We start from the raw sequence: 20,659 nt of genomic DNA on the forward strand, positions 1-20,659 counted from the left end.
CGCGGCTCCCTGACCCCACAATGGGGTTCGCCGGGATATCTTAATACTGATATTCCTCGAACACCGGCAGCACGGAGCCGCCCCAGCGTCCGTTATAGAGCGCCAGCAGGTCTTCGGCGAGCGTGGTCTTCTTGGCCAGCACCTCGTCCAGCGACGAAAGGAACACGGTCTCGTCCTGGCCTTCGCCATTCAGCCTGTTACGGTTTTTAAGGCCGGTGCGGGAAATATCGACAACCTCGCGGGCGATACCCAGCAGCGGCTTGCCGGCGATCTCGGCGGAAAGGCCCTTGACCGGCACGGCGTCGCGAAGTGCAATCACCTCGTCGAAGCTCCAGCCGGCGGTCAGCGCATCGGCAGCGTCAAGCGCTTCCTGATTATAAAGAAGGCCAACCCAGAAAGCCGGCAGGGCGCAGATGCGCCTCCAAGGGCCGCCATCGGCGCCGCGCATTTCGAGGAAACGCTTCAGGCGCACATCCGGGAAGAGGGTGGAGAGATGGTTTGTCCAGTCACCCATGGTCGGCTGCCAATCGGCGATTTCGCCCTTCAGCGCACCGTTCATGAACTGACGGAAGGTAACATGGGTGCAATCATGATATTTGCTGTCGCGCACGATGAAATACATCGGCACATCAAGCGCCCATTCGACATAGTCCTTGAAGCCGAAATCGTCGTTGAAGGTAAAGGGCAGCACGCCGGAACGCTGATTGTCGGTGTCGCGCCAGATATCGCCGCGCCAAGAGAGAAGGCCGTTCGGCTTGCCTTCGGTAAAGGGCGAGGAGGCAAACAGTGCGGTTGCCAGCGATTGCAGCTTCATGGAAACGCGCATCTTCTGGCGCATATCCGCTTCGGAGGAAAAGTCGAGGTTCACCTGGATCGTACAGGTGCGATACATCATGTCGAGACCCTTGGTCCCGACCTTCGGCATATAACGCGTCATGATCGCATAGCGTGATTTGGGCATATGCGGTGTTTCGTCATAGCTCCACAGCGGGCTGCCGCCGATGCCGAGGAAACGGATGCCCATCGGCTCGGCCACTTCGCGAAGGGTCGCCAGATGCTGGTTGGATTCCTTGCAGGTCTGGTGCAGGTTTTCGAGAGGTGCGCCCGATAGTTCGAACTGGCCGCCCGGCTCGATGGAGATGGCCCCCATGCCGTGCTGTTCGCCAAGCCCGATGATGTTCTCACCATCCATGATCGGCTCCCAGCCGAGCTTGGCCTGCATGCCCTTCAGAAGGGCGGAAATGCTGGCCTCACCGAAATAGGGAACGGGGCTGTTGTCCTCACGGAAGAATGCAAATTTCTCGTGCTCGGTGCCGATGCGGAAATCGGTTTCGGCTTTGTTACCGCCCGCCAGATAGTCTGTAAGCTCCGTGATGGAGGAGAGGGGGGTCTGGTCGGTCGTGTCGCGTGCCATGGCTTACCTTGTTATGACGTCTCTGTTGCGGCGAGGCATATGATTGGCAGATAGAGCCGGATCGCATCCGGAGGCAAATGAATTTCTTTTAAAGATGCATCAAGCGTAATATTCCACCTCAGTTCCAGTCGCCGATGGTCGCCTGAATGACCGCCAATGCTGCGACGGCGGCCGTATCGGCCCTCAGGATACGCGGCCCGAGCGGAATGGGGGTAACGAAGGCAAGACTGCGCAGAAGTTCCCGTTCTTCCTCGGAAAACCCGCCTTCCGGGCCAACCAGCAGGGCAATTTTACGTTCCTTGATGGATTGCAGAACCGGTAGCGGGTTTTGCCCCGCATCGCCTTCGTCGCAATAGATGATGCGCCGGTCCTGCGGCCAGTTCTCCAGCATGTCCTTCAGCTTCACCGGCTCGGCGACATCAGGCAGAGACAGAATGCCGCATTGTTCGGCGGCCTCGACAGCGTTGGCGCGCAGTTTCTCGGTGTTGTGGATTTTCCCCTGAACATGCTGCGTCATCACCGGCTGCAACAGGCCGGCACCCATCTCAACAGCCTTCTGCACCAGATAATCCATGCGCCCGACCTTCAGCGGCGCAAAGAGATAATGCAGATCCGACGCGTCCGGCTGTGGCCGCGTCTGTTCCAGGGGGACGAGAACGATCTTCTTGCGGCTTGGAAAGGACAGCTTCGCCTTCCACTCGCCGTCGCGACCGTTGAACAGCAGAATTTCCGCGCTATCCGTCATGCGCAGCACATTGGCGAGATAATTGAACTGTTCGCCTGTCGCCTCCAGTGCCACGTCCGCAGCAAGCGGGGCTTCGATAAACAGACGTTGCATCCGGAAATTTGCGCGCATGGGATTTGGTTTCGGTTTCACAGAAAGAGGAAAGACATCAGCCAGTAGAGCAGCGCCGCAAGGGTGGCGCTTGCGGGAACGGTGACCAGCCAGGCAGCGATGATCGTCATGAAGTGGGAACGACGGACAAGGTAGCGGCGGCGCACCTCGGAAGGATTGTCGGCAAACCGTGCGGTCCGGCGGATATCCCCGGTGCCCGCATTGACGAGTTCCTGCCGCCGGCGCGATGACTGTGTGTACCATTCACGGAAGAAACCGACGCCGAATACCGCGCCGATTGCCGTATGGGTGGTGCTGACCGGCAGGCCGAAGCGTGAGGCGACAAGAACGGTGAGCGCGGTGGCCACGGAAACACAAAAGGCGCGCATGGGGTTAAGCTTGGTGATCTGCTCACCGACCAAGCGGATGAGGCGCGGGCCATAAAGCAGAATACCGAAAGAAAGGCCAAATGCGCCGACCAGCATCACCCAGAGCGGTGCGCGGGCGGACGTCTCTACCGCTTCGTTGTGCAATGCCCGAACGATGGCCACCACCGGGCCGATGGCGTTGGACACGTCGTTTGCCCCGTGCGCGAAGGACATCAATCCGGCGGCGAGCACGAGCGGCCATTGGAACAGCGTTCGCAGCGACTGGTTGCGGTTCTCCAGCCCTTGCGATTGTTTGCGGATGATCGGCACGCAGAGACGCCAGGCAACGAGGCCGGTCACGAGCCCGATGAGGCTGGCATGGCCCAATGACACATGCATGAGCTGCCGCAGCCCCACCCAGATGAGATAGGCGGCAAAAACCCCGGCCATCAGGCCGATAAGAACAGGCACCCACAGCCGCGCGGCTTCGATCTTGTCCTCGCGGTAGATGATGCATTCCTTGATGAAGGCAAGGATGAGGATGGCGATGGCGGCACTGATGAAGGGTGCCAGCACCCATGCGAAGGCAATGCTGCCGAGCGACAGCCAGTCGACTGCACCAATGCCATAGGCGGCCATGCCCGCACCCGCAACGCCGCCAACCACCGTATGGGTGGTGGAAATCGGCGCTTTGGTCCAGGTGGAGAGATTGACGAGAAGGCCGGCGGCGAGAAGTGCCGACAGCATCGCCCAGGAAAATGCGGTCCTGTCGGGAATGGTCTGGACGTTGATGATCCCGCTGGAAATGGTTTCAACCACATTGCCGCCGGTGATGAGGGCACCGGCGATCTCGCAGATGGCGGCAATGATGAGTGCTGCGGCAAGCGGCAGGGCCTTGGCGCCAACCGCCGGGCCGACATTGTTCGTTACGTCGTTCGCGCCGATATTGATCGCCATATAGGCGCCAATGGCGACGGCGGCGATGATGATGACAGAGCCGTCGGTGCCTGTGACGAAGGCACCGGCAAATATCGCCGCCAGGACAACGAACATGAACCCCGCGCCAAGGCCGGCAAGCTGCTGCGTGACGTGCAGCGTCGCCTCTTCGACACGGGTGATCTTGTCGAGATCCTTGTCGAGCGTCGGTTTCATGTTCGATGGTGGCTTTATTGCCAATTCAGACCTCGTTTGCCAACATTCCCTCTCGTCCGGCAATGTCGCAGGTTGAAGGCAATTTTACAGAAAGACTGTTACATCTCGCACATCTTTCCAAAATGAAAGACGATAAAAGCCATGTTGGAAAAACAAACTGCACATTGCCACGCTTCGGGCGTCGGCGCTATTTCGAATGCGCCATCCGCTTGTCGAAAGCGAGCATCAGCGCCTTCAGTTCCGGCTCATTAACCCGCCTGTTCGCTTCCTGCGGAGTGACCCATTCCAGCTTTCTGGAGTCTCTTTCGGGAAAGCTCTCCTGCATTTCCGAGACTTCGAGCAGATGCACCTGAACCCTGCACGGCACGTTGACGCCGCTGTTCAGTTTTTTCTCATATTCATAAAAGCCGAAGGGGGCCTTCTCCACCGTGCCTTTGACACCGGCTTCCTCATAGGCTTCCTGTTCGGCCACCGCGTGGGCCTTCTTGCCGCCCATCGGCCAGCCTTTGGGAATGACCCATCGTCCGGTATCCCTGCTGGTCAACAGCAGAACTTCCGGCTCCGGATGTTTTTTGGACAATCGATAGCACAGCGCCGCATATTGCTGTCGCGGCGGTCTGCGCAACATCAAGCCAACGTCTGTCGCCAATCGATTCAAAATCTTCAATCCGTATAAATCCTTGTTTGCCGGGTAGTGATAATTGCTAATATAGATACACTGTATGTTCCGCCAATCCCCCTTCATCCATAACCCACTATTGTCTTCATGCTGATGAAGATTAAGGGGCACAGATGGAGGCGAACGGAAGCTTGCCGGGGTTGCCGGTTCAACAGCCGATTGCGGAATTCCGTATCTGTCTGCTTCAGGTCATTCGGAACGCAAACCGCTCAACGGTTACGGCCGGAATTGCGCTGGCCCGCATCCAGTCCCCAATGTCGGAGACCTTCCATCACACCATCCGCTTCAGTCGCGCCCGAGAGGTAAAACCGGCTATTGCGGTTTGCCAGGGAAACAAGTTCCGGCAAGGCATTGCCAACGATCACACCGCGAACGTCATTTAAATCGAACATCGCTCGATCATTGCCAGTATCGCCCGCAACGACCGATTCGTCGAGACCGATATGCAGTTGTCCACATAACCACGCCAGTGCGGCACCCTTGTCGGCGGCCTTTGGCAATATGTCGAGGTCGCGACCGCTGGAATAAACGATGCGGGCATCGATATCCGCTGCCAGCAGCGCGTTTTCAATATCAGCAAGCGCCTTCTCATCGGCATCATGCAGGAACCAGCTGGATTTGAGGCCATGCTGATATTGCTCTTCCTGCATCGTCACATCGGATATGCGGCCCATGACATCGGCAATCCGCTTCGGATCGAAGCCGGTGCCGAGTGAGTGCCTGTAGGCGCTTTCCAGTTCGCTGCGCTCCTTGGCATGCAGCATGGTTCCAACACCGCCGATGATATAATCGGGCCGCGGCAGCGGCACCTCTTCCAACAGCGCAAGCTGGTCATCGACCAGCCTGCCGCTGTTAAAGACCAGAACCGGACGATGCTCGTCCGGCAATGATTGCCAGAAATCGCGGAACCGGCGCGTGGCATCGTTGTTGCCGACAACGGTTCCGTCGAGATCGGTGGAAAAAAGGCGAAGCGGTCTCAATCGCCGTCATTCCACGGTTCGGCCCAGTCCGCCTCTTCGAGAACCGGCATCATCCTGCCTTCAACAAGCGCCAGCAATTGCTGGGCAATGCCCGTCCAGGTGAACAGGCTGCGCGCCTTGTGCGCGCCCATGCGCGAAAGTCGCCCGTAGAGACGCTCGTGCTTGAAGGGTTTCATCATGGTTATGCCGAGGTCTTCCTTGTCGAAAGGATCGGCAAACAACGCATGGCGGCCATAGCTCACAGCCCGGAACAGCCCGCCATGGATGGTAACGACGGTCGGCGTGCCGCTGGCCATCGCTTCGATCGCCGTCATGCCGAAAGGTTCGTAACGGCTGGAAAGCACGAAAAGATCGGCGGCGCGGTAGATATCCGGCAGGTCCTCATCCGCGACGTATCCGGAAAACGCCACCTTGTCTTCCAGTCCAAGCGCTTTAACGCGGTCCTTCAGCTGGTTAAGTATGGTGGTTTCCTGTTCGTCCATGTTCTCGCCGCCGACGGCCAGATGCAGGCGGGCTTCCGGTTCGCGCTCGGCAAGGACGGAAAAGCCGTCGATCAAGAGGTCGTAACCCTTGTTGGTGGCCAGCCGCCCCAGCGCCAGCACCACCTTGCCCTCGAAACCGAAACGCTGGCGGATCATCTGCCGCGTCGCATCCGAAACCGGGAAGAAGCGGTTGTCGTCATAACCCGGCGGGATCATGTGGATGTGTTTGCGCTTTTGCCCGTAATCTTCAATCAGCACGTCAAGCTGCACCGGCGTCGTGGCGATCACCATGTCGCAGCTGCGATAGATGATCAGCTCGTGCTGGATACGTTCCTTGAAATTGAATTCCAGTTCGAACGTATCGGCCTTTTCCGGATAGTCGGTCTCCATCTGGCGTTTTTTCCAGATGCCGAGCGAATGCGGTGTGTGAAGATGCGGAATTTTCAGCGCTTCGGACAGTCGCTGCCCGGCCACGCCCGCATCCCAGTAATGGCTGTTGATGAAGGAGTAATTGAGGTCGTTTTTCTTGATGAAACGCAGTGCGTTTTCGCACCATTCCATCAGGTGGCGATGCAGATATTCCTTGGGAATGAAATCGCGCCCGCCACAGGGAATGCGCACCACGCGGACACGCTCGTCAACCTCGTCGAATTCCGGCTGGTCTTCGAAGCGGCGGGTATAAAGATCGACAGTATAACCGAGCTGGCCGAGTTTGCGTGCAAGCTCAAGCACATAAACCACCTGTCCACCGGTGTCGGCAGCGCCCAGTGGCGGGTGCGCGGCGACATAGCCATGCGTCGATATGAGAGCTATCCGCGGATAGCGTTCAGTTTCGCTCGTGGTTGTCATGGGTCCCATCTTGGTAAATTTTTCCAATTAACCCGATAAAAAGACCAAAGAGCACAAAAGGTTCCATAAAAACCTGAATAAAATAGGTGCTGTATTTCGCCGGATAGCGTTTTCAGACGCTGCGCTGCTGCTGCCTCAAACGGGAAATCCGGTCCCATTCACGCGCCTGATGCGCCCTGGATGTCGTCTCCACGATGAAGTCGATATGAGCTTCTGCCGCAGCCCTTGCCGCCGCCGGATCGCCGCTCGCGATGGCGTCATGGATGGCGATATGCTGTCTCAGCACCTCGTCATGGGCGCCCGCGACGGTGAAGATGAGATGGCGATTATAAAAGATGTCATCGCTCAAAAGCCGGTAACATGACCGCAACGTGTGCATCAGCACGATATTATGCGCCGCCTCGCCAATGGCGTTGTGAAATTCCACATCGCCGGAAAGCTCGTCGTCGAAGCGGCCGGCCTCATGGGCTTCCCGCATCCTGTCGACGATAGCCGTCAGGTTGCGCCTGTCCGGCTCTGTCGCCCGTTGCGCAGCAAGTTCGGCGGTCATGCCTTCGATATAACGGCGATATTCGAGAAAATCCCGCGTTGCCCGGCTGTGGCGGGTGATCAGCGCACTCAGGGGGTCGGAAAACACCGGGCCGACAATATCCGCGACGAACGTGCCGCCGCCATGTCTGCTGACGAGAAGGCCACGGGTTTCAAGCTCCTTCAGTGCTTCCCGAAGGATCGGCCGCGAGACGTCCAGCTTTTGCGCCAGTTCACGCTCGCCGGGCAGGCGGTCGCCATCCCGCAATATGCCGTCGAGGATCAGTTCCTCGAAGCGTAGGATCACCTCCTGCGATGTGCGGCTGTGCTCGATGCGCGCAAAAAGCGTTTCATCCATCGCAGAAGTCTCCGGCGAAATCCCGCCCCTGATTTTGATATTGGGCAAATTATCAGCCAAGCATTGCACTGGTCAAATATTCTGTCCAGTTCCGAGCGAGCCGGCCTTGTCCGCGCCAGCGGCATCGCGGTGCCCGCCTGTTTAAATCAGCTTCGGCGCTTCAGCCTGCTCCCAATAGGGTGAAGGCCCATAAAGCCCGGCCAGATAATCGATGAACAACCGTACCTTCGCTGGCAGAAACTGCCGGCTTGGATAAACCGCCGAAAGCGTGACGTTGCGCGACCCTTCATAGCCAGGGAGAACCTGTACCAGTTTGCCGGCGCGCAATTCATGGCCGATATCCCAGGTGGAACGCAGTGCAATGCCAAGTCCTGAAATCACCGCCTCGCGGATCACTTCGCTGGAATTGGTGACCAGCATGCCTTCCGGGCGAATACTGAGCGCGCCGCCCGGTCCTTCCAGTCGCCATACATCATTATTATGTGCCGGCAGGCAGCGGTGCTTCTTCAAATCCTCGATTGTTGCAGGCATGCCGTGCGCGGCCACATAATCTGCCGAGGCGCAGAGCACCCGGCGCACCGGCGCCAGCCTGCGCGCCACGAGGCTCGACGAATTGAGGTCGGCGATACGGATCGCCAGGTCGTAGCCACCCTCGATGATGTCGATAAATTCGTCGCTGAGCACCAGATTGACCGAGAGGTCCGGATGCCGCTGCATGAACGTCTTCAGATGCGGCGCGATATGCATGCGCCCGAAGGAGGTCGGGGCGGAGATTTTCAGCGTGCCGTTGACGGTGTTGGCCCGGCCGGACACGAAATCCTCGGCCTCTTCAAGCCCTTCCAGCACCGCAAGTACCCGCTCGTAAAATCCCTGTCCGGCCTCGGTCAGCGAAATTTGCCGCGTGGTGCGCTGGAAAAGCCGCGCGCCGAGCTTCTCTTCCAGTCGCTTGATGCGCTTGGAAATGACGGCCGGCGAATAGCCAAGCTCCTTGGCGGCAAGCGACATGCTGCCGGAGGCGACAACGCTTGCGAAGACTTCCAGATCACCCAGATTTGTCACAGTTGCCCTCAATTGTTTCCAGAATGGAAAAAATCCATAACATTTGATTGCGCCGTTTCAAAGTGGTAAAGAAAGAATACCAGTTGGCAGGACATGCATGGAGGAGAGGGCGGTGACGCAGCCGATCAAGTTTCTGGAGCCGCGTGCGAAGGTCGTCGCAAACCGTGACCGCATCATATCCGACCTGAAGGATGTCTTGCCGGAAGACTGCCTTGTGCACGAGCCTCGCGAACTCGTGCCTTTCGAAACCGATGCCTTCGTTTCCTACCGCCGTCTGCCGCTCGCGGTCGCACTGCCGAAGACGACGGAGCAGGTAGCGGCAGTGATGAAATATTGTCACCGCTACGGCATTCCGGTCGTGCCGCGCGGCGCCGGCACCTCGCTGTCTGGCGGCGCTATCCCGCAGGAGGATGCGGTGGTGATCGGTCTTTCGAAAATGGCCTCGATCCTCGATCTCGATTTTTACAATCGCACCGCCCGGGTGCAGGCGGGCGTCACCAATCTTTCCATCTCGGATGCGGCCGGCGTGGAAGGTTTCTTTTATGCGCCGGACCCAAGCTCGCAGCTTGCCTGCACCATCGGCGGCAATATCGGCATGAATTCCGGCGGCGCGCATTGCCTGAAATACGGCGTCACCACCAACAATCTGCTCGGCGTGAAAATGGTGCTGGTGGATGGCACGGTGCTGGAACTGGGCGGCAAGCACCTCGACGCCGCCGGTTACGATCTGCTCGCCCTCGTCTGTGGCTCGGAGGGCCAGCTTGGTATTGTGACGGAAGCAACGGTGCGGTTGATCGCCAAGCCGGAAGGCGCGCGACCGGTGCTGTTCGGCTTCGAGACATCTGAGGAGGCCGGCTCCTGCGTTGCCGATATCATCGGTGCGGGGATCATTCCAGTCGCCATCGAATTCATGGACAAGCCGGCCATCGAGATCTGCGAGGCCTTTGCCAAGGCGGGGTATCCGCTGGATGTTGGTGCGCTTTTGATTGTCGAGGTCGAGGGCTCCGAGGCGGAAATGGACGCCATGCTGGCCGATATCGTCACCATCGCCAGAAAACACGGCGTAAAGACCGTGAAGGAGTGCCAGTCGGCCATGGAGGCGGCGGCGATCTGGAAAGGCCGCAAATCCGCCTTCGGCGCGACGGGCCGTATCGCGGATTATATCTGCATGGATGGCACGGTGCCGCTTTCTCAACTTTCCCACGTGCTGAAAAAGACGAGCGAGATTACCGACCGGCTCGGCCTGCGCGTCGCCAATGTCTTCCATGCCGGCGATGGCAACATGCACCCGCTGATCCTGTTCAACGCCAACGACCCTGATGATGCCGCCCGCGCCGAGGAGGCGGGCAATGAGATATTGAAGCTCTGCGTCGATGCCGGCGGCTGTTTGACCGGCGAGCATGGTGTGGGCATCGAAAAACGCGATTTGATGCGCCACCAGTATGGTGAGGCCGATCTTGCCCAACAGATGGCGGTGAGGGCGGCTTTTGACGAGGGGTGGTTGATGAACCCGTCGAAGGTGTTTCCGCTGGAGGGGAGGGGATGATGGGTGTGGATTTTGTGATGTTTGCGGGTGTGGCTCACCCCCCTCTGCCCTGCCGGGCATCTCCCCCTCAAGGGGGGAGATCGGCAAGACGCTTGCGGATCGTTCCAATCGCAGCGTTCGAGAATTGATCGAGAGGTGGCCGCTTGCCGATCTCCCCCCTTGAGGGGGAGATGCCCGGCAGGGCAGAGGGGGGTATCTCTTGCTCAAAGGCCTCGACTCTATGCTGACCCCATACTCAGAAACACAGGCCGCCGATATCATCCGCGACCACGCAACCCGAAAAACCCCGCTGAAAATCATCGGCGGCAACACCCGTTCCGGTTTCGGCAACGCAGTCGCGGCAAGTGATGCGCTCTCTTCCCGCGCCATGAACGGCATCGTCTCTTACGTTCCCGCCGAAATGGTCATGACCGTAAAGGCCGGCACCCCGCTTGCCACCGTCGAAGCCGCGCTTGCTGAAAACCGCCAGATGATGGCCTTCGAGCCGATGGACCATCGGCCGATCATGGGAACTGCGGGCGAGCCGACCATCGGTGGCGTTTTTGCCGCCAATGTTTCCGGCCCCCGCCGTTATGTGGCGGGTGCGGCCCGCGACAGCCTGCTCGGCATCCGTTTCGTCAATGGCGGCGGAGAGATCATCAAGGCAGGCGGCCGGGTGATGAAGAATGTCACCGGGCTCGACCTCTCCAAGTTTCTGGCCGGGTCTTTCGGCACGCTCGGTTTCCTAACCGAGGTGACCTTCCGCGTGTTGCCGAAACCGCCGGCTGAAAAAACCGTGGTCGTGTCCGGTCTCGATGACGAGGCGGCGACACGCATCATGGCGGCGGCGATGGCAATGAGCGTCGAGGTATCAGGTGCGGCGCATCTGCCGGAAAGTGTTCGCTCCCGTTTTATCGATGGCGGATTGCCGGATGGTCCCGCAACCATCCTGCGGCTGGAGGGGCTTGCGGCATCAGTGGAAGCGCGCGTCCGCAAGCTTTTGTCGGTCATGGACCGGGTCGGGCCATGGGCACTGCTGGAGAAAGAAGAGAGCTGCCTTTTATGGCGACAGGTGCGTGATGTCGCGCCCTATGCCGGGCAGGGCGCTAAGCCGCTCTGGAAAGTCTCCGTCCCACCCGCCGCGGGCCATCGGCTTGTCGCGGCGCTGCGCATGGAAGCGGGCATCGATGCCTTTTACGACTGGCAGGGCGGCCTTGTCTGGATGCAGATGGAGGCCGACCCCGAGGCGGATTTGCTGCGCGGCGCCATCCGGGCGCTCGGCGGCGGTCATGCAACGCTGGTAAGGGCGAGCGATGCCGTGCGCGCCACGGTCGCGGCATTCGAGCCGCGCCCGGCGGCAGAAGCCATCCTGTCGGCACGGATCAGGGAAAAGCTCGATCCGGCGGGTATCTTCAATCCCGGCAAGATGGCCGGAGCGATATAAGGGCGGTCTGAACCATGCAAACATCCTTCACGCCGCAACAGCTGGCCGATCCGCATGTGGCGGAATCCGAAAAAATCCTGCGCAAATGTGTGCATTGCGGTTTCTGCACCGCCACCTGTCCCACCTATGTCACGCTTGGCAATGAGCTGGACAGCCCGCGCGGCCGCATCTACCTCATCAAGGACATGCTGGAAAACAGCCGTCCGGCCGACCGCGAGGTCGTCACCCATATCGACCGCTGCCTCTCCTGTCTTGCCTGCACCACCACCTGTCCCTCCGGCGTGGATTACATGCATCTGGTCGATCATGCCCGCGCCCATATCGAACAGACCTATAAGCGCCCCTTCATGGATCGGCTGTTCCGCAATCTTCTGGTTGCGGTCCTGCCCCATCCCACGCGTTTCCGGCTGGCCCTGCATCTGGCCCGGCTGGCGCGGCCCTTCTCAGGCCTGCTTGCCAGGGTTCCGGCGCTGAAACCGCTGCAATCCATGCTGGCTCTCGCGCCTGCCGCCGTGCCTTCCGCCTCCGCTGCCGCCCGTCCGGGTGAACGGCCGGCCGAAGGCGAAAAGCGCGGGCGTGTCGCCATTCTCACCGGCTGCGCCCAGCCGGTGCTCGACCCTGGCATCAACGAGGCGACGCTGCGCCTGCTTGCGCGGCTCGGCATCGAGGTCGTGGTGCCGAGGGGCGAGGGCTGCTGCGGTTCGCTGGTGCATCACATGGGCCGGGAGGAAGAAGCACTCGCTTCAGCCCGGCGTAATGTCGATGCCTGGACGCGGGAGATGGAGAGCGGCGGCCTCGACGCCGTCATCATCACGGCTTCCGGCTGCGGCACCACCATCAAGGATTACGGCCATATGCTGCGGCTCGATCCGGCCTATGCGGACAAAGCCGCGCGGGTCTCGGCGCTTGCAAAGGACATCACTGAATATCTCGCCACCCTCGACCTGCCACAACGGCAAAGCCAGGGCCTGACGGTTGCCTATCATTCCGCCTGCTCCATGCAGCATGGCCAGAAGATCACGCTTGCGCCGAAACAGCTGCTGAAGGCGGCGGGTTTTACCGTTCGCGATCCGGCGGAGGGGCACCTCTGCTGCGGCTCGGCCGGAACCTACAATATCCTGCAGCCGGAAATTTCCGCCAAGCTCAAGGCGCGCAAGGTGAAGAATATCGAGGCCACCCGCGCGGATGTCATCGCCACCGGCAATATTGGCTGCATCACGCAGATCGGAACCGGCACTGATATGCCGATCCTGCACACGGTTGAGCTGCTGGACTGGGCCTATGGCGGGCCGAAGCCGGCGCGGCTTTCGGTTTAGAACGTGGTGCGCTCATAGGGCAGTGATCCAGAGCGCCATAACGTGTGCCGCAAAGATTGGATCGTGAGTTTTCTTTGTTCTCCCTCATCCCTGTGCTTGTCACAGGGATCCAGCCGGCCCAAGTCCTTGGGCTGAAAAGGCTTTCCCGCTGCGCAGACGCGCGTCGGCTGGATTCCTGTGACAAGCACAGGAATGAGGGAAGAGAGCTAGAACTTATACGCCACGCCGAAATTCACCGCATTGGTGATGATATCGGTCTTCAGCGACGCGCCATTGTCGATATCGACGTCGATAAAGGAATAGGTGCCCTTATATTCCACGAAGGTCGACCAGTTGTCGGTGATGCGGTAGCTGAGGCCGGCCTGCGCCTGCAGGGTGGCGCCGCCAAACTGGTATTCGAAGGTCTTGCCCGACGGACGGTTCACTTCCACATGCGGCACGTTGATGCCGACGCCGGCGCCCACATAAGGGGTGATCGGCAGGGATTCCAGCGGAAAGCGATAGAGCGCGTTGAGCGTCAAAAGGTTCAGGCCGTCGGTGAATTCGAAATGCGACCAGCCGGAGCGGGCAAGCGCCTGGTCGTCGGCATAAACCTTGTCATGGGTGAAATCGAGCGAGATACCGAAGTTGTTGAGCCGGCCCTCTTCGAACCAGTAGGTGCCGCGCACGCCCCAATAGGGCGGGCTGGAAAACGACTTGCCTTCCCATCCGGCCCGGAAATCCGGTCCGTCGGAAACCGTCACATCGCTGTGCGGGGCGCTTTGCCAGCCGCCATAACCGGAAATTTCGAATTCGCCTGCGAGTGCGGCAGAGAAGGAAACGCCGCTGAGGAGCAGGGCGCAGACAAAAGAAGTGTGGCGCGGCATGGAGAGAATCCAGATTGATATCAGAAATCCACCAAACCGTTTTTTGATAACATTTGAATGACAGAAACGAAAAACGGGCGGTCAGTTGACCACCCGTTTTAAGGCCGTTCCATCATCCCCTTAGAGAGGTCCGGCGCCTGGCGTCCCCCGCCAAGTCTCGTCGAATGCTTCGTTCGATTGAATTGTGCCGGATTGTACCGCGCAAAGGCGGCAATTCAAGCGGATAGGCGGCCACGCCGGCCATGGAGCGACCGGAATGGCACAACCGTTGCCGTCATATCACAATGACCCGCGTTCCGACGTTTACGCGCTCATAAAGATCGGTGACATCCTCATTGCGCATGCGGATGCAGCCGGAGGAGTTGTTGCTTCCGATCGTCCAGGGCTGGTTGGTGCCGTGAATGCGGTAAAGCGTGGAGCCGAGATACATGGCGCGTGCGCCCATCGGGTTGGCCGGGCCACCTTCCATGAAGGCTGGCAGGTAATGTCCCTTCGCCGCCTCGCGGGTGATCATTTCCTTCGGCGGGGTCCAGCTCGGCCATTCTGCCTTGCGGGTCACCTTGTGGGTTCCGGCCCATTCGAAGCCGGGTTTGCCAACGCCGACGCCATAACGCCGCGCCTTGCCGTCGGCGAGCACGAGATAGAGGAAGCGGTTCGGTGTATCGATGACGATGGTACCGGGTTTTTCATTGGTCTGGTAGGCGACGATCTGCGGCAGGAACTGCGGCGCGATCTGCGTACGCACCGGTGCATTGGGTCGCACGGCGGCATTCTGCACCCGCGCCGGGCGCTGCGATGTGACGCCGGAGCTGGGGCGCTGCGGCATGGCGACCTGGCGCTGCTGGAAGAATGGCTGGCGTGCGGCAGGCGCGCGTGGATAAACCACCGGCCGCACATTGCCGCGGCCACCCAGCTGCGTGACCCATGGTGCGGAAAGGTCCGGGCTGACGACGATCGGCGGGCGCTCGCGGTAACGCTCATTGGCCATGGCGGCCGGCACGGCGAGGGTGGAAACGAGGCTCAGCGCCAGAAAAACGGACTTCATCGTCATCGGGTGGACTCTCTCTGCGGTATGCCGCAACAATGGAAATGGCGGGGAATATTGTCCCGCATTGCCGGACACGTTCGCACCTCGACGCCAGCGAATCGTAAATGGCTGTTCATTAAAAAGCCCTTGATTAGGGAAAGCTGGATTTAAGGTTAGCGCCCGGTTTTGAAACGTGGTGAATGAGTGGTAAGTGCGCAGCTTCCAACGGTCACGGGCGGGAGCGGAAAAGGGTTGTTGCGGAATGAGCGAAGCGGGACTTGAAACCGGCCCGGATGGCCGGGTGCGGTGTTTCTGGCAGCAGGGGCTGGAGGATTACAGCCGATATCACGATGAGGAATGGGGTTATCCCGTCACTGACGATCGCCGGCTGTTCGAGAAAATCTGTCTGGAAGGTTTCCAGTCCGGGCTTTCCTGGCTGACGGTTCTGCGCAAGCGGGAAGCTTTCCGGCTTGCCTTCGCCAATTTCGAATTCGAAACAGTGGCGGAGTTCGGCGAAACCGATATTGAGCGCTGCGTTGCGGACAAGGCCATCATCCGCCATCGCGGCAAGATCGTTTCCACTATCAACAATGCCCGCCGCGCTCTGGAATTGCGGGACGAATTCGGCTCGCTTGCCCGATATTTCTGGGGTTTCGAACCCGCCGCCGCAGAAAGGCCGCAAAGGCTGGACTATGCGACGTTAAGGGCCAACCCCACCAGCGCCGCCTCTATCCGCCTTTCCAGGGATTTGAAGAAGCGGGGCTGGACCTTCGTCGGCCCGACGACCGTCTATGCATTCATGCAGGCCATGGGTATGGTCAACGACCATATCGAAGGCTGCCATTGCCGCCAGCCGATCGAGGCCCTGCGGCGGGAGTTCATACGTCCATGAAGGCAACGTCCCTTCTTCTGGCTTTCACCATGACTGTGGCCGCCGTGCCGCATCCGTCTTTTGCGGAAAGCCGCAATGTCGATGGCATCTGGCTCGATGACGGTGAAAGGCTGAAAGAAGTCGCCCTGCCGCCGGCCGGACCGCTGACGCTGGATGGCTGGACCCGGCGTGGGCGTGGCGATGTCTATCGCCTGAAAGTGAAGGCCGGGCAGACGGTGAAGATCGAGCTTGCCGCTTCCAGTGAATTCGTCCTGATGGCGGTCTTCGATTTTTCGACGCCGGAGGAGGATGCGATCTTCTTCAGCGATTCCGGCGGCAAGATCGCGACGCTGACGCCGAAGGCGGATACCGAATGGTTGATCCGCCCGACCCTTATTCTGGGATCGCCGCGCCGTGGCCTCGGTGCGCATTACACGTTGACTGTCAGCACCGGGACATAACGGCGCACCCTCAGGCCGCCTGTGTCAGCACGATCAGGCCGAAACTCAGAACACCCAGCAGCACCAGCGACAGGCTGGCGGCGAGAATGACCTTGCCACCGGCATGGCGAAGGCTGCGAATATCGACCGAAAGACCCAGCGCCGCCATCGACATGATGGTGAGGATGTTGGAGAGCGAGGCGACGGGGGAAAGCAGAACTTCGGGGATGAGACCGAATGAGCGGGCCATGATCATCAGCACAAAGCCGATGATGAACCACGGAACCATCTGCTGCAGCTGCAGGCGTCCCTTGCCGGACTGGCCATGGATGACGGAAAGCGTGGCGATGACAGGCCCCAGCATCAGCACGCGGATGAGCTTGACGATGGTGCCGGTTTGTACGGCCACGGCTCCAAGCGGTGCGGTGGCGGCCAGAACCTGCGGCACGGCATAAACAGTAAGACCAGCGAAGATGCCATATTGGGTGGCATCGAGGCCGAGGAGCTGCGGCAGGAACGGCATCAAAAGCACGGCGGCGACGCCGAGAACCGCAGTGAAGGCAATCGACGCGGCGACATCTTCCGGCTTCGCACCAATGGCAGGCGCGGCGGCAGCGATGGCGGAATTGCCGCAGATGGAATTACCGCAGGCGATCAGCGTTGCGAGTTTGGGCGGCAGGCCCAGCATTCGCCCGGCGGCATAGCTGACGATCAGCGACAGCGCGACGATCAGCGCGATGCCGCCGATCAGTAGCCCGCCGGCACCCTTGAGGATGGCAAGGCTGAGGGATGCACCGAGAAGCGCCACGGCGATTTCGAGCAGGGTCTTGGCACTGAATTTGATGCCGGCAGAAGCGACCGCCGGCAGCGACACCAGCGACCGCAGAAGCGTCCCGATCAGAATGGCCAGCACCAGATCGCCAAGCCATGCATGGCCGGCCAGCCGCACCTGAAAACGCTCGGCCAGAATGGCGGCGCAGCTGACGGCGGCGCAGAGCAGGATGCCCGGCAGAAGCGGGGTGAACCAACGTAGGGAAAACTGAAAGGGATGGGTGAGGGTGCGATGCTGTGCCATGGCCAGACAATGCCGTAGCCGCCTGTTTTATTCTATCAAATAATATGGCATATATTATTCGATAAAATCGAATGAAAAGCCATGACCTTCGAACAACTCCGCATCTTTATCGCCGTCGCCGAACGCGAACATCTGACAAGGGCCGCCGAAGCCATCGGCCTGACAGCTTCCGCCGTCAGTTCCGCCATCAAGAATCTCGAGGCCTTTTATAATGTCGAGCTGTTTCATCGCGTTGGCCGCAACATCGAACTGACCGAAAGCGGCCGGGTGTTTCTGGGCGAAGCAAAGGCGACGCTGGCGCGTGTGCGCAATGCGGAATTGATTCTCTCCGAAATGGGCGGCCTGACGCGTGGCGAAATCACCGTCTGCGCCAGCCAGACCATTGCAAGCTACTGGCTGCCGCCGATCCTGATGCAATTCAAGAAGCTCTATCCCGGCGTGACCGTTCGGCTCGATATCGGCAATACCAAGACGGTCACGCAGGCGGTGCTGGATGGTCTGGCAGAGGTCGGTTTCATCGAAGGCAGGATCGACGAGCCGGCATTGATGGTGCAGCCCGTCGTGTCCGACAAGCTGCTGGTCGTCACCGGTTCGGCCCATCCCTTTGCTGATGGCCGTTATCTCACGGCACTCGATATGCTTTACGGAACCTCATGGGTGTTGCGTGAGCAGGGCTCCGGCACCCGCTCCGCCTTTGAGGCGGCGGTGCGGCAGATGGGCGTCGATCCCGGCGAGCTTTCCGTCATGCTGGAACTGCCGTCCAACGAGGCGGTGGTGATGGCGGCGCGCTCCGGCGGGGCCGCGACGGCAGTTTCCGCCTCGGTCGCGTCACTGTTTTTGCGGCAGGGTTTGCTGGTCCGTTCGGGCATCGATCTGCCCGCCCGCAACTTTGCCCTTTTGCGCCACAAGGAACGCCACACCAGCCGGGCGGCCATGGAGCTGGAGCGCCTCAGCCGGGCGGCATCGGAGGACTACAAGGCCGGTCTTGCGGGGTTGTAATGGAGTGTCGCAGCCGGGCCGGGCGGCGTTCACACGTAGTCGTTGGATAGGAAGGCTGCCGCTTGTTTCTTCTCCCCGCCGGGGAGAAGTCCGAGGCAGCGGGGTGAGGGGGCAAGGGTAGATTTATTCGGCAACGTTGCCCCCTCATCCGACCCTTCGGGCCACCTTCTCCCCGCCGGGGAGAAGAAAAAGCGGAGCGCCGCAGCTGGCGCTCCGTTCGATTGCAGCAATCACTTGCCCTTGGATTTCAACCAGGCCTTCATCATGGCGATTTCGCCTTCCTGCGCCTTGATCACCTCTTCGGCCAGCTTGCGGATTTCCGGGTCCTTGCCATATTCGAGCTGGACCTTGGCCATATCGATCGCGCCCTGATGATGCGGGATCATGCCGCGCACGAAATCGACATCGGCATCGCCGCTGTAATCGATGGCCATATCGCCATGCATCTTCTTGCTGGCTTCCATGAAAGCCTTGGTGGAATCGGTTTCGCTTGCGGCAGCCTTGGACATGCTGTGCCCGGCATGGCCGCCCGCTTCCTGTGCGAAAACGGGCATGGCGAAGACGACCGCGAAACCGGCGGCGAGGGAGATGGTCTTGATAGACATGGATTATCCTTCCTGTGTCTGACGGCTTTTTCGATGGATTGACTGGAAAAATCTGGTGTCAGGTGCGGGGAGGCGGCAGCAGTGGCGCGAAAGCCTTGCCATTAAAGAGAATGCCACGCTGCGGCTTGGGGTAGTCGAAGATCATCCGGCCGGCATCGGCGAAGATGGTTTGCGGAACCACGATCAGGCAGGCAGCGCAGGATCCGGGATGCGTAGCGTCATCGCCATGTGGGCAGCAATCGCCCATGCTGGATTTATGGGCTTTGGATATGTCCTGCCCATGGGTCTCGGCATTGATGTCCTGATTTCCGGCATGGTTTGAATGGCCATTGTCATCGCTCATCGCGGGTTGCGACGAAACGGCCATGCCCGCGCCCACCGGCATACTCATCGCCATCTGCGCCGGCATTGCACCGTAAAGCAGGCAGGCAAGGAACATCAAAGTGCGGATCATCAGGCGCATGGTGCGAATTTACCGCGAAAATTGTGGAATAAGCATGACGGTCAGGTGAGTTCACGCGCGATGACGTGATGCATGATGCGGTAGTCCCTGCTTTCCTCGCCGAACGGGGCAAGCGGCCATTCCCACGCGGCGGCGGGTGAGGGAATCTCGATGCCATGCAGCAAATCCTCGTGCTGCCGCAGGCTGCCATCCCTGCCGATGACATCGAAGGATGTGTCCGTTACCAGGCAGGCCTTGCAGGGCAGCCCGGCCAGCGCATCGAGATGCGTCTGAATGAGTTTCGCCAGCAGATCATCCCGCGCATTCGTGATCTTCTCCCGCTCCAGCCGGTGGTGCGCGCCGGTGCCGATCTGCGACAGGAGATTGGCTGAAACGACGAGATCGAGATAGGGCACCCGCCGCAGGAAATCGAGAGGTTCCGCCTGTCGGCCAGCGAGAACGTCGTCAAAACCGGAAAGATCGCGGTTGGCGATACGGACGTTCTTTTTGGCATTGAGGCGCAGTTTTGCCTGCACGCTGGCGAGATGCACTAGATCAATCAGAACGACGGTATCGAACATCGCCACCAGCGCGCCATAGGGCACATCGCGCAGCAGGCCGGATCCCAGCACCACTGCCGTCCGCTTTTGCCGCAGCTTTCGGGCGGATTGCAGCACGAATTGCCGGCTGTTGTCCTCATGCTCCGCCCATGCCCTCGCGCAGCGGTTGGCGCGTGCCCACAGATTGACGGAGTAGCGGATATGCGGCCGGAATTCTTTCGGCGTAACCGCGCGGGTGGCGGCATATTGCAGGGCTTCGAGGATCATGGATGCCTAACGGTAGATTTCACGGCGATGACCGATTTCGACCACCAGCACGACGAGCTTGTGGTCCTGTATATCGCAGATGATGCGATAATCGCCTACCCGGTAACGCCAATAATTGCCGAGTTCGGAGCCTTGCAGGGCAGCACCTGTCTGCCGGGGATTGTCAAGCGCCGCTACTCTCTCTTGAAGGAAAGCGCGGATACGCTGACGGGTCTGCGGATCGATTTTCCGCATCTCTTTTTGGACAAGAACATCGTATTCAATTGTCCAGATCACGCCAGAATTCCTCGGCGCTTATTACCTTTGATTCACCGCGCTGGATGCGCCGCGTCGCCTCTTCGGCGAGATAAAGATCTTCCATATCCTCGATATGCTTCTCGATCGCCTCGCGGATATAATAGGCGGAGGTGCGGCCGGTGCGCTCCGAAAGCGCTTTCAGCCGCTCATAGGTCTCATCGGGGAGGCGAATGGCCGTCTGTTTGCTCATTGCTTGCGTCCTTTTCGACCAAAATGGGATA

General features: G+C 59.9%; 22 protein-coding genes. 6 read left to right on the top strand and 16 right to left on the bottom strand.

From position 1 onward, the window contains the following. Window positions 1-40: 40 nt before the first annotated feature. From QSV77_RS01420 to QSV77_RS01455, 8 genes are all read right to left on the bottom strand, one after another. Window positions 41-1,414: a glutamate--cysteine ligase gene (locus tag QSV77_RS01420; RefSeq protein ID WP_302732307.1), complete on the bottom strand. Its 1,374-nt coding sequence runs from the start codon at window positions 1,412-1,414 to the stop codon at window positions 41-43. A gap of 118 nt (window positions 1,415-1,532) precedes the next feature. Continuing rightward, on the bottom strand, window positions 1,533-2,270 hold the full coding sequence (locus QSV77_RS01425; protein WP_302732308.1) for a 16S rRNA (uracil(1498)-N(3))-methyltransferase: 738 nt from the start codon (window positions 2,268-2,270) through the stop codon (window positions 1,533-1,535). 17 nt (window positions 2,271-2,287) lie between these two features. Continuing rightward, the gene (locus QSV77_RS01430) at window positions 2,288-3,793 is read right to left on the bottom strand and encodes an inorganic phosphate transporter (RefSeq protein ID WP_271360720.1); all 1,506 of its coding nucleotides are present in this window, start codon (window positions 3,791-3,793) and stop codon (window positions 2,288-2,290) included. Between the two features lie 163 nt (window positions 3,794-3,956). After that, window positions 3,957-4,397, bottom strand: coding sequence for an NUDIX hydrolase (locus QSV77_RS01435; RefSeq protein ID WP_161991133.1), 441 nt, complete (start codon window positions 4,395-4,397; stop codon window positions 3,957-3,959). A gap of 260 nt (window positions 4,398-4,657) precedes the next feature. Then, window positions 4,658-5,428: an HAD-IIB family hydrolase gene (locus tag QSV77_RS01440; RefSeq protein ID WP_302732309.1), complete on the bottom strand. Its 771-nt coding sequence runs from the start codon at window positions 5,426-5,428 to the stop codon at window positions 4,658-4,660. Next, complete coding sequence (locus QSV77_RS01445) at window positions 5,425-6,768, bottom strand: glycosyltransferase family 1 protein (RefSeq protein ID WP_302732310.1); 1,344 nt, start codon at window positions 6,766-6,768, stop codon at window positions 5,425-5,427. The genes QSV77_RS01440 and QSV77_RS01445 overlap by 4 nt, the downstream gene beginning before the upstream one ends. A 103-nt stretch (window positions 6,769-6,871) precedes the next feature. After that, complete coding sequence (locus QSV77_RS01450) at window positions 6,872-7,645, bottom strand: FadR/GntR family transcriptional regulator (RefSeq protein ID WP_271360722.1); 774 nt, start codon at window positions 7,643-7,645, stop codon at window positions 6,872-6,874. Between the two features lie 141 nt (window positions 7,646-7,786). Further along, window positions 7,787-8,704, bottom strand: coding sequence for a LysR family transcriptional regulator (locus QSV77_RS01455; RefSeq protein ID WP_302732311.1), 918 nt, complete (start codon window positions 8,702-8,704; stop codon window positions 7,787-7,789). Window positions 8,705-8,816: 112 nt separating this feature from the next. Here QSV77_RS01455 and QSV77_RS01460 point away from each other — a divergent pair, with 112 nt between their 5' ends. The 3 genes from QSV77_RS01460 to glcF all read left to right on the top strand — a co-directional run bounded on the left by QSV77_RS01460 (window position 8,817) and on the right by glcF (window position 12,989). Further along, window positions 8,817-10,250 carry an FAD-linked oxidase C-terminal domain-containing protein gene (locus QSV77_RS01460; protein WP_302732312.1) on the top strand — a complete coding sequence of 478 codons (1,434 nt, stop codon included), beginning with the start codon at window positions 8,817-8,819 and terminating at the stop codon, window positions 10,248-10,250. A 220-nt stretch (window positions 10,251-10,470) separates the two neighbouring features. Further along, window positions 10,471-11,673 (top strand): glycolate oxidase subunit GlcE, encoded by a 1,203-nt coding sequence (glcE, locus tag QSV77_RS01465; protein ID WP_302732313.1) that lies wholly within the window; start codon window positions 10,471-10,473, stop codon window positions 11,671-11,673. 14 nt (window positions 11,674-11,687) lie between these two features. Further along, window positions 11,688-12,989: a glycolate oxidase subunit GlcF gene (gene glcF, locus QSV77_RS01470; protein WP_302732314.1), complete on the top strand. Its 1,302-nt coding sequence runs from the start codon at window positions 11,688-11,690 to the stop codon at window positions 12,987-12,989. A 206-nt stretch (window positions 12,990-13,195) separates the two neighbouring features. On the opposite strand, the gene QSV77_RS01475 is transcribed toward glcF, so the two are convergent. Together QSV77_RS01475 and QSV77_RS01480 are read right to left on the bottom strand one after the other, a co-directional pair. After that, the gene (locus tag QSV77_RS01475; protein ID WP_302732315.1) at window positions 13,196-13,855 is read right to left on the bottom strand and encodes an outer membrane protein; all 660 of its coding nucleotides are present in this window, start codon (window positions 13,853-13,855) and stop codon (window positions 13,196-13,198) included. Window positions 13,856-14,129: 274 nt separating this feature from the next. Then, window positions 14,130-14,906, bottom strand: a complete 777-nt coding sequence (locus QSV77_RS01480) for a L,D-transpeptidase (protein ID WP_142839154.1) — start codon at window positions 14,904-14,906, stop codon at window positions 14,130-14,132. Between the two features lie 238 nt (window positions 14,907-15,144). On the opposite strand from QSV77_RS01480, the gene QSV77_RS01485 reads away from it, so the two are divergent. Beyond that, window positions 15,145-15,774, top strand: a complete 630-nt coding sequence (locus QSV77_RS01485; protein ID WP_302732316.1) for a DNA-3-methyladenine glycosylase I — start codon at window positions 15,145-15,147, stop codon at window positions 15,772-15,774. Further along, window positions 15,771-16,214, top strand: a complete 444-nt coding sequence (locus QSV77_RS01490) for a hypothetical protein (protein WP_302732317.1) — start codon at window positions 15,771-15,773, stop codon at window positions 16,212-16,214. Before QSV77_RS01485 ends, QSV77_RS01490 begins: the two co-directional genes overlap by 4 nt. Before the next feature lie 10 nt (window positions 16,215-16,224). Here the strand turns inward: QSV77_RS01490 and QSV77_RS01495 are convergent, their stop codons facing one another. Continuing rightward, window positions 16,225-17,268, bottom strand: coding sequence for a YeiH family protein (locus QSV77_RS01495; RefSeq protein ID WP_302732318.1), 1,044 nt, complete (start codon window positions 17,266-17,268; stop codon window positions 16,225-16,227). A gap of 81 nt (window positions 17,269-17,349) precedes the next feature. Here QSV77_RS01495 and QSV77_RS01500 point away from each other — a divergent pair, with 81 nt between their 5' ends. After that, the gene (locus tag QSV77_RS01500) at window positions 17,350-18,267 is read left to right on the top strand and encodes a LysR substrate-binding domain-containing protein (protein ID WP_149898651.1); all 918 of its coding nucleotides are present in this window, start codon (window positions 17,350-17,352) and stop codon (window positions 18,265-18,267) included. A gap of 230 nt (window positions 18,268-18,497) precedes the next feature. Here the strand turns inward: QSV77_RS01500 and QSV77_RS01505 are convergent, their stop codons facing one another. Genes QSV77_RS01505 through QSV77_RS01525 form a run of 5 tightly spaced genes read right to left on the bottom strand, consistent with a single transcriptional unit; the run spans window position 18,498 to window position 20,628 of the window. After that, the gene (locus QSV77_RS01505) at window positions 18,498-18,872 is read right to left on the bottom strand and encodes a DUF305 domain-containing protein (protein ID WP_302732319.1); all 375 of its coding nucleotides are present in this window, start codon (window positions 18,870-18,872) and stop codon (window positions 18,498-18,500) included. A 58-nt stretch (window positions 18,873-18,930) separates the two neighbouring features. Continuing rightward, on the bottom strand, window positions 18,931-19,335 hold the full coding sequence (locus tag QSV77_RS01510; RefSeq protein ID WP_302732320.1) for a hypothetical protein: 405 nt from the start codon (window positions 19,333-19,335) through the stop codon (window positions 18,931-18,933). A 41-nt stretch (window positions 19,336-19,376) separates the two neighbouring features. Then, complete coding sequence (locus QSV77_RS01515) at window positions 19,377-20,141, bottom strand: hypothetical protein (protein WP_302732321.1); 765 nt, start codon at window positions 20,139-20,141, stop codon at window positions 19,377-19,379. Window positions 20,142-20,147: 6 nt separating this feature from the next. Next, the gene (locus QSV77_RS01520; RefSeq protein ID WP_149898654.1) at window positions 20,148-20,417 is read right to left on the bottom strand and encodes a type II toxin-antitoxin system RelE/ParE family toxin; all 270 of its coding nucleotides are present in this window, start codon (window positions 20,415-20,417) and stop codon (window positions 20,148-20,150) included. Then, complete coding sequence (locus tag QSV77_RS01525; RefSeq protein WP_063947698.1) at window positions 20,401-20,628, bottom strand: DUF6290 family protein; 228 nt, start codon at window positions 20,626-20,628, stop codon at window positions 20,401-20,403. Before QSV77_RS01525 ends, QSV77_RS01520 begins: the two co-directional genes overlap by 17 nt. Window positions 20,629-20,659: the final 31 nt, after the last annotated feature.

Origin of the sequence: Agrobacterium sp. V1 (assembly GCF_030518355.1) — a bacterium.
In the GTDB taxonomy this organism is placed as follows: Bacteria; Pseudomonadota; Alphaproteobacteria; order Rhizobiales; family Rhizobiaceae; genus Agrobacterium; species Agrobacterium cucumeris.

Excerpts from the sequence above, each read along its gene's own strand:
- QSV77_RS01420 (WP_302732307.1), bottom strand. The coding sequence starts at position 1,414 with ATGGCACGCGACACGACCGACCAGACCCCCCTCTCCTCCATCACGGAG.
- QSV77_RS01425 (WP_302732308.1), bottom strand. The coding sequence starts at position 2,270 with ATGCGCGCAAATTTCCGGATGCAACGTCTGTTTATCGAAGCCCCGCTT.
- QSV77_RS01435 (WP_161991133.1), bottom strand. The coding sequence starts at position 4,397 with ATGTTGCGCAGACCGCCGCGACAGCAATATGCGGCGCTGTGCTATCGA.
- QSV77_RS01445 (WP_302732310.1), bottom strand. The coding sequence starts at position 6,768 with ATGGGACCCATGACAACCACGAGCGAAACTGAACGCTATCCGCGGATA.
- QSV77_RS01450 (WP_271360722.1), bottom strand. The coding sequence starts at position 7,645 with ATGGATGAAACGCTTTTTGCGCGCATCGAGCACAGCCGCACATCGCAG.
- glcE (WP_302732313.1), top strand. The coding sequence starts at position 10,471 with ATGCTGACCCCATACTCAGAAACACAGGCCGCCGATATCATCCGCGAC.
- glcF (WP_302732314.1), top strand. The coding sequence starts at position 11,688 with ATGCAAACATCCTTCACGCCGCAACAGCTGGCCGATCCGCATGTGGCG.
- QSV77_RS01475 (WP_302732315.1), bottom strand. The coding sequence starts at position 13,855 with ATGCCGCGCCACACTTCTTTTGTCTGCGCCCTGCTCCTCAGCGGCGTT.
- QSV77_RS01480 (WP_142839154.1), bottom strand. The coding sequence starts at position 14,906 with ATGACGATGAAGTCCGTTTTTCTGGCGCTGAGCCTCGTTTCCACCCTC.
- QSV77_RS01485 (WP_302732316.1), top strand. The coding sequence starts at position 15,145 with ATGAGCGAAGCGGGACTTGAAACCGGCCCGGATGGCCGGGTGCGGTGT.
- QSV77_RS01490 (WP_302732317.1), top strand. The coding sequence starts at position 15,771 with ATGAAGGCAACGTCCCTTCTTCTGGCTTTCACCATGACTGTGGCCGCC.
- QSV77_RS01495 (WP_302732318.1), bottom strand. The coding sequence starts at position 17,268 with ATGGCACAGCATCGCACCCTCACCCATCCCTTTCAGTTTTCCCTACGT.
- QSV77_RS01500 (WP_149898651.1), top strand. The coding sequence starts at position 17,350 with ATGACCTTCGAACAACTCCGCATCTTTATCGCCGTCGCCGAACGCGAA.
- QSV77_RS01505 (WP_302732319.1), bottom strand. The coding sequence starts at position 18,872 with ATGTCTATCAAGACCATCTCCCTCGCCGCCGGTTTCGCGGTCGTCTTC.
- QSV77_RS01510 (WP_302732320.1), bottom strand. The coding sequence starts at position 19,335 with ATGCGCCTGATGATCCGCACTTTGATGTTCCTTGCCTGCCTGCTTTAC.
- QSV77_RS01515 (WP_302732321.1), bottom strand. The coding sequence starts at position 20,141 with ATGATCCTCGAAGCCCTGCAATATGCCGCCACCCGCGCGGTTACGCCG.
- QSV77_RS01525 (WP_063947698.1), bottom strand. The coding sequence starts at position 20,628 with ATGAGCAAACAGACGGCCATTCGCCTCCCCGATGAGACCTATGAGCGG.